General features: G+C 59.8%; 9 protein-coding genes and 1 pseudogene. 3 read left to right on the top strand and 7 right to left on the bottom strand.

Annotated features, from left to right (window positions below):
* Positions 1 to 162: 162 nt before the first annotated feature.
* The 7 genes and pseudogenes from BN1233_RS41205 to BN1233_RS41180 form a co-directional block, all read right to left on the bottom strand.
* Complete coding sequence (locus BN1233_RS41205) at positions 163 to 897, bottom strand: aspartate/glutamate racemase family protein (RefSeq protein WP_046869482.1); 735 nt, start codon at positions 895 to 897, stop codon at positions 163 to 165.
* 2 nt (positions 898 to 899) lie between these two features.
* Positions 900 to 2,309 carry an amidase gene (locus BN1233_RS41200; protein WP_046869481.1) on the bottom strand — a complete coding sequence of 470 codons (1,410 nt, stop codon included), beginning with the start codon at positions 2,307 to 2,309 and terminating at the stop codon, positions 900 to 902.
* Entirely contained in the window at positions 2,309 to 2,908 is a 600-nt protein-coding gene (locus BN1233_RS50760) for a TRAP transporter large permease subunit (protein ID WP_280139404.1), read from the bottom strand. The genes BN1233_RS41200 and BN1233_RS50760 overlap by 1 nt, the downstream gene beginning before the upstream one ends.
* A 172-nt stretch (positions 2,909 to 3,080) precedes the next feature.
* Positions 3,081 to 3,530, bottom strand: a pseudogene (locus BN1233_RS50755) (TRAP transporter large permease subunit); the annotation flags it as partial.
* 80 nt (positions 3,531 to 3,610) lie between these two features.
* Positions 3,611 to 4,210 carry a TRAP transporter small permease subunit gene (locus BN1233_RS41190; RefSeq protein WP_048708308.1) on the bottom strand — a complete coding sequence of 200 codons (600 nt, stop codon included), beginning with the start codon at positions 4,208 to 4,210 and terminating at the stop codon, positions 3,611 to 3,613.
* A 66-nt stretch (positions 4,211 to 4,276) separates the two neighbouring features.
* Positions 4,277 to 5,296, bottom strand: a complete 1,020-nt coding sequence (locus tag BN1233_RS41185) for a TRAP transporter substrate-binding protein (RefSeq protein WP_244470745.1) — start codon at positions 5,294 to 5,296, stop codon at positions 4,277 to 4,279.
* 156 nt (positions 5,297 to 5,452) lie between these two features.
* The gene (locus tag BN1233_RS41180) at positions 5,453 to 6,229 is read right to left on the bottom strand and encodes a maleate cis-trans isomerase family protein (protein ID WP_046869478.1); all 777 of its coding nucleotides are present in this window, start codon (positions 6,227 to 6,229) and stop codon (positions 5,453 to 5,455) included.
* 133 nt (positions 6,230 to 6,362) lie between these two features.
* Between BN1233_RS41180 and BN1233_RS41175 the strand changes: the two genes are divergently transcribed.
* From BN1233_RS41175 to BN1233_RS41165, 3 genes are all read left to right on the top strand, one after another.
* Positions 6,363 to 7,100, top strand: a complete 738-nt coding sequence (locus BN1233_RS41175) for a GntR family transcriptional regulator (RefSeq protein ID WP_046869477.1) — start codon at positions 6,363 to 6,365, stop codon at positions 7,098 to 7,100.
* Between the two features lie 3 nt (positions 7,101 to 7,103).
* A complete protein-coding gene (gene puuE / locus BN1233_RS41170; protein ID WP_046869476.1) occupies positions 7,104 to 8,039 on the top strand; it encodes an allantoinase PuuE in 936 nt (311 codons plus the stop codon).
* Between the two features lie 394 nt (positions 8,040 to 8,433).
* Complete coding sequence (locus tag BN1233_RS41165) at positions 8,434 to 9,189, top strand: cyclase family protein (protein WP_048708310.1); 756 nt, start codon at positions 8,434 to 8,436, stop codon at positions 9,187 to 9,189.
* Positions 9,190 to 9,532: the final 343 nt, after the last annotated feature.

The following is a 9,532-nucleotide window of genomic DNA, read 5'->3' as shown; positions in this document are numbered from 1 at the left end:
AACCGTGCCGCCGCGGATGAGAGTGTCAAAGGTCGGCATGACGTGGCTCCTCGTGCGCGATTCTGTCAGCAGCCTGGGCACTCAAGTCACTTGTCTCCAAAACCTTACGCTGATGACGAGAGAGGTGCCCGGCGGATCCCAAACTCAAGCGGGGCGGATACATCATTCGGACGAAAAGGGAGCTAGAATGCCAGAATATGCTTTAGGTTCTGGTGGCGCTAGATCAAAGACTCTGCTGGTGGAAAGTCCAAGAGAAACGAGACCTTCCACGAGTTTCACGGCGACGGCAATACCATCGATGACAGGGCAACCGAGTTCTCGCGACAATCCCGGTCCTAGCCCAGCCATGCCACCGGAGCCGAGTACGATCGCCCCTGATCTATCTTCGTGAAGGGCTTTCCTACAGGCGTCAATCAAAGGCCCTTTCACGTTGGACCTAGAATCGGTGAGGGCGGAGATTGACATATCGATGACATGGATACCGCGGCAATGGCGCTCCATTCCAGAGGATACGACAAGACGCTCGGCGACAATGCGCATGCGATCCAGTGTCGTGACAATGCTGAACTTGGTTGCCAGATAACTCGCGGCGTGGATGGCCGCCTCGGCCATGCCAACAATTGGTCCTGAGGCGATCTCCCGCGCGGCATGCAATCCTGGGTCGCCAAAACAGGCGAGCACATATCCGTCGATGCCTTGCCGCTCTCCATCGCGAACCTCCTGTAGGAGGCCGACTGCTGCTAGCGCCAAATCATAGTGGCTCTCGATCGCTGACGGGCCGGCTTCTGGAACCGTCGCGACGATCTCGGTGTCAGGTGCTGCCACTGCGCGCGCCGTCGCACCGATGCGGTCCGTGAGAATACGATTCGTATTCGGATTGATGACCTTGATGCGCATTGCTAGGCCACACCGACAAGATCCGGCCAGAGATGCCGGAACCCCGCAGTTTCAAGCCGCTCTGCAACGGCGAGCAGCCGTGCTTCATCGTATGGACGAGCGACAAGCTGGACCCCGAATGGTAACCCATCAGTCGTCAGACCGCAGGGCAGAGACAGGACGGGGAATCCGACCAGCGACACAAGGTAAGTCGGCGCAAGATAGTCGATGATTGTCTCGCATGGCTGGCCGGCAATCTCCGTCACCTCTTCCTGTGCATTCGGGAAGGGCAGTACGCTGGCCGCCGGCAGGATCAGGATGTCGAACCGTTCGAAGAAGCGGGCAAAGGAGCGATAGGCCCGGCTGCGCACGGCTTCCGCCTCGAGATAGGCCTGCGCCGGCAGATTTTTACCCCGCTCCACGTTCCACACAAAGGATGGCGTGAGATCGTTCGTGCCGGCAGCGAGCAGCCTCCTGAAATTGTGCCAGGACAGAGCTGCCCTTAGGGTCTGGAAGGCCTGGGAGGCCCCTGTGCAATCCGGCGCCTCTCGCGAAACAGGTCCGAGCACTCGGGCAACGCTGGCGACTGCGCTCTCGAAGGCTGTTGCGACTTCCTCATCGACCCGAAATGATCCATTGAGGTCGAGTGACGCTGCACAGCGTGAAGCGTCGTGGCTCGCTTTAGCCTGACCCGGTTCGTCTTTTGCCGGCCACGAGGTGGGATCGCAGAGGTCCGGTCCGGCGAGCACCGACAGCATGAGTGCAGCGTCGCCGGCGGAGCGCGCGAGCACGCCATGGGTCGACAGCGTGTTCCAGGCAAGCCCTCGATCGGGATCGGCAATCACGCCGGGAGTCGGCCTGAGTCCGACACAGCCACAGAACGAGGCAGGCGTGCGGACCGAGCCTCCAAAGTCGGTGCCGTGCGCAAGTGGAACCATGCCAGTCGTCACCGCCACCGCCGAGCCGCCACTCGACCCCCCTGAGGTGCGCTCGTGATCCCATGGGTTGGCGGTCGGTCCTCGAAGCGGGTTCCGACAGACCGCCCCGAAGGCGAACTCGGGGGTGTTGGTCTTCCCGATAACGATTGCGCCTGCCGCGCGTAGTCGCGCGACACAATTGTGGTCCTTCTCCGGCACAAACTCGCGGAACCGGCAGGAGCCGTGGGTCGTTCGGATGCCCCGGGTCGCCGTGTTGTCTTTGACAGCGACCGGAACTCCGTGCAGCGGACCACGAGGTGCCGATGCACGATCTGCCTCCTTGGCTTCTTTTCGTGCCGCGTCAGCTGCGACCGTGACAAAAGCCTGAAGAGACTCGTCGAGGGCCGCAATTCGCTCGAGGCTTGCCTCGACCGCATCGGACGCGGAGAGCCGCCGCTCCCGCATAGCGCGGGCGAGTTCGCCTGCACCAAGACGGACGATTGTATCCGCCGTCATCAGTACATCAGCCGGGGCAGCCAGGTCACGAGACCAGGCATGGCAATGATCACGAATACAAACGCCATCAACGTCAGGACGAAGGGGGCAACCCCGACAAAGACATCTGTGACCGGGCCCTGACGGCGGATGCCCTGAACCACATACAGGTTCAGTCCGACTGGGGGAGTCACGAGCGCAAGCTCCATCATCAGCACGAGAAAGACGCCGAACCAGACCGGGTCGATACCCATGTGGACGACGATCGGGAAGACGATCGGAATGGTGCCGACCATCATCGAAAGCGTTTCGATGAAGCAGCCGAGGACCAGGTAAAACACAAAGAGCACCAAGATCAGCGTGAGTGGCGTGACGCCGACTTCGCTGACGAACTTTGTCATTGCCTGCGGCACGCCAAGAACGCCGACAACAAAATTAAGAAAAAATGCAGCCACGATGATCAGCAGGATCAAGGCGGTCGTGCGCATGGTCGAGAGAAACGCCTCGTGCAGCATGTGGAACGACAAGGCGCCATAGAAGCCTGCCAATCCAAATGCGGCCAGGACGCCGACCGCTGCCGCCTCTGTCGGTGTCGCCCAACCGAAATAAATGCTGCCCATAACCACCACAAAGATCCCGAGCGGCGGTAATAGGATCACGCAAGCTCTTCAGGCGCTCTGCCATCGGCAGCGGCGATGCTTCAACGCCACCGGCAGCGGGATTGAGCAGACACATGACAATGATAGCCACCATGAACAGACCAGTCAGGACCAAGCCCGGAAGCAAGCCAGCCATGAAAAGCTGCCCGATGGACGTATGGGTCAGCGCGCCGTAGATGATCATGTTGACGCTTGGCGGGATCAGAATACCAAGCGTTGCTCCGGCGGCGATCGAGCCGAGGACAAGCCGCTCACTGTACCGGCGGCGCTTGAACTCCGGCAATGCCACCGTTGCAATTGTGGCTGCAGTTGCCACCGAAGACCCGGACACCGATGCAAAGAGAGCGCTTGCGCCGATGTTGCTGTGCAACAAACCGCCCGGCATGCCGGATACCCAGTGCGACAGCGCCACATACATGCGTTGAGTCACGCCACTGCGCATCAACAACTCACCGAGCAGCACAAACAGCGGGATGGCAGTCAGGATGAAGTCGTTCATCACCGCCCAGAGCTGCGTTCCAAAATTCAACAGCGGGGCTGGTCCGAGATAAACCAGCGCACCCAGTGCACTGATGATGAACATGGCTGCAGCAACGTGCAGGCCAAGCATCATGATCACCAGCATAAGAACGAAGCCTACGACGGCACCGGTAACGTCGACCATCACGCAGTCCTTCCCTGTTCGACGGGGAGCACAGTGCTCTCCTCAAGAGTAGACATCTGCTCGTCGATCTCGCTCTGGAGTGACGGAGGGCCATAGACATTATTGAATTGCGCCGGGCGCCGGGCCAGCAGAATGGCGCCGTGGACTGCGCCGCCGATGGCGATCAGCGCGAACAACGCCAGCCCCGCAACCCACAGAGTCTGCGGAATCCACAGCGGGGTCTGAAGGGGAGTACTGGCAAGGCTGTCGAATTCAAGGGTCTCGCGAAGAGTATCCCATGCACGCCAAGCCATGAAGCTCGCAAACACCGCAATGCCCAGGAGGGCCAAAAAATTGCAGATCGCACGCCCGCGCTCACCCAGATACATGAGGAGAATATCGATTCGCGTGTGCGAGCCCTGTATCAGAGCGTAGCCGAAGCCGAATGCGACGGTGATGGCGAGAACATAGCCGCCGATCTCGTCCACACCTTGAAGGGAAAAATGCAGGAAGCGGCGGGCCAGGATCTCGAAGCCAATCAGGAAGCACAGGCCGAGATAGGCGTAGCCGCAGAGAAGCGCCGCAAGGCGCGAAAGGTTCTCGATAGGTCGAAGCATCATGCCTCTCTCCATGGACTTGTGTGCGGCCCGGTGCTGGTCGCCCGGGCCGAAGTCGATCGGACCCGGCTACTGGATCTGGTAGCCGCGCTCCTTGCCGATGGTGTCATTCCAGACCTTTGCGCATTCGGGATAGTTGCGGCTGCAGGTGGCCTTCCAGGACGGCAACACCACTGCGTTCACCGCATCCTTGAGGAGCTGACGGTCGGCCTCTGTTGGTTGCACCAACTTCATGTTGAACTTCTTGAAGTGTTGGCACGGCTCAGCGCCGACATTGCAGTTTGTTGCATCTTTGGTCAGGTCCCGCGCCACCTGCCAGAACTGCTTTTCGAGATCCTTGAAGGCGGCCTCGAGCTTCTGTTGAGTGTCCGGCGAAAGCGTATTCCAGGCATCGAGATTGATGAAGTGAGCGTTCACTGACCAGCTCACGCCGAGTGGGAACAGATGCGTGGTGACCTCGGGCCAGTTTCCTGAGTTGCCGGAATTGGGCGACGTTATTCCGCAATCGGCGACGCCTCGTTGCAATGCCGGATAAACCTCGGCGAACTGAAGCGTTACCGGGGAGGCTCCAATGTGCTGAAGAAGGGCCGACATGGTCGGTGTGTAGGAGCGCACCTTCTTTTCTTTGAGATCGGCAAGCCCTTTGATCTCGCTGTTGCAGTAAATCACCTGCGGCCCGAGGGGGAAAAGCGTCAGAACCTTTGCCTTGAATCGTTTCGCCACCCGTTCCGCAAACGCCGGGCGATAGGCTTCGACAGCCTGCTCGAGTTCTTCAAGGTTGGTCGATACGCCGACAAGGTCGATGCCCTCAAGGAAGGAGTCGTCCCGTGCAGCGGATCCGATTGTTGTTTCGACGATGTCGAACGTCCTGTTGCGCACCACGCGGAGTGTGTCCTGCATGTTCACGCCGACCACGTCGAGAGGGTTGAAGTTGATGCGGATGTCAAGATCCGTTCGGCTTGCGAGCTTGTCGTAGAATTCCCGCTCTAGCTTTGATTGCTCGTGTGTGGACACAAAGCCGATCGCGCGCAGCTCAGTTTTCTGAGCGTAGGCGCCGGCTGACGCGATGCACCCGACCGCAAGAGCCAATCCGGCTCCAAGAAAGTGTCGCATGGAAGTCTCTCCTCTAGCGTTTCTCAGGTCGGGGTGTATTCCACCCTCTTGTATGTTGATGACAGCCAGCTTTGCGCTGCTGGACGGCACTTGGGCAGCCGGTTGCGGCTGATACCAGACTTCGACTTGTCGTCAGCCGGAGATACCGTGCTCGGCCGCTATGTCTCGGTCGACAGATTCTGCAAGGAAGTGCGTGAGCTGCGTTGCGGAGGTAATGTCAGCTGGAACGTCAAGCCCGGCAGCACGCAATGCACCCCATAGCGTTATCGCAACAGAGTCGTGGATCGGGATCTCGAGCGCCGCCGCGAGCTGGTCGGCGACAAACGCCCCGGCAAGGTTCGTGCAGAGGACGATGATGGCGTCAGGCCCAGCGACGGCGACCTCGCGGATCAGGTTTCCGATAACTGAAGGCTTGGTCTCACCAAACGCAAAGTTATCCCGGATGCCAAGGTGCCGCTCGGCCGCACATTCGAGGCCCTCCGAACGGAAATTGCTGATAATCTTGGCTTGAACGTCTTCGGTGTAGGGAGTTACCAGGCCATAGCGCTGCGCACCTGACTGGCGGAGCACTTCGACAAGCGACAGGACGCATGTGCTCGCGGGGACACCAATCTCGCTTTGTATTGTGTCGCAGAGGCGGCGGTCCGCTTCAAGCCCAAGCCAGCTTGCAGAGGTACCGTTCCAAGCGATCGCGTCAACCTTTGCGTCCCGGAGAAGCCGTGCCGCATCCAGCATTGGAGTGAGATCGAACTGGCTAAGAGCGGCCCCGTGCAGCGCAATCTCAGTGACCCGGAAGCGGCTAAAGTGCGCCGTATAGCCCTCCGAGTCGGCGAGAATCCGAGCCGTAACGGGTTCCAGCACCGTGTTCGATGACGGCGTCAGCATCCCGATTCGAATTCTCCTGGCCATGCCCGCTCCTGTCGGCTGCCATAGTGATGTCAGCAAAATGAAGCACAATTGTCGACATGGCGCAACCTGGTTATTGACAATCCTGAGGGCTGCCCGACATTGTGGGCCGGACAAGCGCTGACTGAGCATCACAATGACAAACGCAATCGGAGCGGAAGCTTCGCAGGCCACTGACGGGGGGCGAGCGCCGGCTGGTGCGCCAGCGGCCGAAATTCATCGATCTCTCGTGACCGCGATCACCGATCATCGGCTTCCACCCGGCACTAAACTGGGCGAAGACCGCCTTGCCCAGATCTTCCGGGTTAGCCGTGCCCGTATCCGCGAAGTGCTGATGTGGCTGTCCCATGAGCGGCTTGTCACGCTACAGCCGAACCGCGGCGCATTCGTTGCGGAGCCCACGGTGCGTGAGACGCAGGAGATCTGCGAAGCACGGCGGGTGATCGAGGCGGCGACCGTGGCTACAGTGGCGCGCCAAGCCGACCAGCCCAAGCTTGCTCGCCTGCGTGGCATTCTTGAGCGCGAAGCCAAGGCTTGGGAGACGGGTGACCGCTTTGCCGCGGTGCGCACGTCGCGCGAGTTCCACCTCGCGATCGCCGAACTCGCCGGAAACTCGATTTTGGCCGAGACACTGCACAACATTCTGTCGCGCAATTCCCTGTCGATCGCACGCTACGAAGGGCGAGGCAGCCCCGGGTGCCTTTGCCCCGAGCACTTCGACATCTTGCAAGCCATCGAGCGCAGCGATGCTAGCTCAGCAGCCGAATTAATGATCCGCCACCTCGATCACATCGAGCAGCGTATGAATCTTATCGATTCCACCGAAGAGATCGACCTCGCTGCCGCGCTCGGTGTCGAGTTCGAGGGGCAGTAGGATATGCTCTACCCGCGCGACATGGTCGGCTACGGCCAGAATCCTCCACAAGCAAATTGGCCCGGCGGCGCCCGGCTCGCACTGCAGATCGTACTAAACTACGAGGAGGGCGCCGAGATGTGCGTCCTCCATGGCGACGCTGCCTCCGAGGTGCTGAATTCCGACATGGCTGGTGTGTCACCATGGCCTGATCAGCGCAATCTCGTCATGGAGTCTTTTTATGAGTACGGCAGCCGGGTCGGCGTCTGGCGGCTTCTCGATGTATTTGCCGAACGTTCAATTCCGACCACGATCTTCGCTGTCGGCATGGCCCTCGAGCGCAACCCGGATGTAGCCCGTGCTGTTGCAGCGGCCGGGCATGAAGTGGCTGCGCATGGCTGGCGCTGGGTTGATTACCGAAACTGCCCGCCTGAGACGGAAGCTGAGCACCTCCGGAAGGCAGTTGCCGCCATTGAGCGTCTGACCGGGGCGCCACCGGTCGGCTGGTATACTGGCCGGATCAGCGAGAATACACGCCGTCTCGTCGTGGAGCATGGAGGGTTCTTGTATGACTCGGATGCCTATAACGACGACTTGCCGTACTGGGTCGAAGTTGGCGATCGCCCACACCTCGTCGTGCCGTATACCTTCGACTGCAATGACATGCGGTTTGCCTCCGCACCAGGCTTCAATACCGGCCGTGAGTTCTACGAGCATCTCGTCGATTCATTCGATGTGCTCTACGCGGAGAGCGCGCGCCGTCCGCGCATGATGTCGGTCGGACTGCACTGCCGCCTGGCCGGCCGTCCGGGCCGCTTGGCCGCTCTCCAGCGCTTTCTCGACCATGTGCAACGACATAACGAGGTCTGGATTTGCCGTCGGGTCGATATCGCCCGCCATTGGGCCACAGAGCACCCGTTCCCCAAGCAGCCGGAAGCCACGCTCGTACCGACTTCCTAGGAGGCTCTGAGTGTTGAGAAAGTCCGGCTACCCACCGGTGGCTGGCACTTCATTGTTCTGACAGCTGGCCGTTCAGGCGACTTCCCGAAGGCTGCATCAGGTGTCAGGCGCCCGGACAACGGACGTGGGAAGTCGCGAAGCGGGAGTCCCGGCCAAGAGAGAGTTCCACACGAGGGGTCGGAGCATGGCCTCTGCGACCTACCCTCCTCAAGCGCTTCGATCCCGAGTTACGGCCGGGGCTATCCGGTCAGTCCGGCTGCTCACCTACTGTAAGCCAGGATTGTCGAATTAACTGTCGACGATTTTAGAGTTGATTGTCGACGAAAACTGCCGTTAGTATACTCCCTAGAGCACTGATGAACGCCTTTGAGGCGCCCCAGGGATGGAGACAGCAATGCGGCTCGTGGACCTGAGTTTGCCAATTCGCAACGCGTCGTTTGATACGCAGGAACAGCATATCGAGTATACGGACCACTACGAGGTCGCGAGAGGTCGGGCCAAAGCGTACGGCATCAATCTGGACGATTTGCCGGTGCCAGGGGTCCATTCCGCCATGGAGCGTGTCACGCTCTCCACTCACGCCGGTACACATCTAGACGCGCCGATCCACTACGGTCCGACGAGCGAAGGCAAACCGGCGAAAACGATCGATCAGATTCCCCTGGAATGGTGTTTTGGCGACGGAGTCGTCCTGGATTTTTCCTGGAAGCAGGCAGGCGAGGTCATTTCTGTCGATGATCTCGAATCTGCGCTGTCGCGCATCGAATACTCGTTGAAGCCAAAAGACATCGTCTTGATCAGGACGGATCGGTGGAAGGATTTCGACCGGCCGGATTTTGCGCTTCGTCACCCAGGAATGGGCCGCGAATCCACTCTATGGCTTATAGAGAAAGGAATTCGCGTGATGGGAACGGATGGTTGGGGTTGGGATATTCCAATTCCGATGATGGTTGAGGAGCTCAAGAAAGGTAACAAAGCCGCATTCTTCCCGGGCCATTATGCTGGGCGGGATCGAGAGTACTGCCATGTTGAAAAAATGGCTCGCCTGAACGAGCTGCCTCCATATGGCTTTAAGGTTGCAGTTTTCCCGGTTCTCATCGAGCGGGCGTCTGGTGGATGGTGCCGTCCCGTCGCTTTTGTTGATGACTGATCCAGCTCCGCGGTCGGCGCGTCGAGGCTTGGCTACGAAGAATCGATCACCTGAACATCGTAGCTTGAGCGCTGGCGCCTTCGTGGCGACGGGCTCGTATACGGGCATGATCTTCGTGGATCCGGGGACAGCCGTCGAGGCCGAATTCCCGGGCTTGGGACGCGCTGCCGTCCATTTCGCGTGACCTGATCGTCGCGCTTTCTACAATCATAATGGGGGAGAAACGAACATGTCGAAGAGTTACAACATTCTGATCCTGGGCGCTTCCTATGGCTCTTTGCTTGGGACGAAGCTGGCGCTGGCGGGGCATGCTGTGACGCTGGTCTGCCTGCCCGCCGAAGCC

It is taken from the genome of Microvirga massiliensis (genome assembly GCF_001006805.1).
Classification (GTDB): domain Bacteria; phylum Pseudomonadota; class Alphaproteobacteria; order Rhizobiales; family Beijerinckiaceae; genus Microvirga; species Microvirga massiliensis.
The sequence above is the reverse complement of the archived record's forward strand: the minus strand, read 5'-3'. Positions and strand labels throughout refer to the sequence as shown.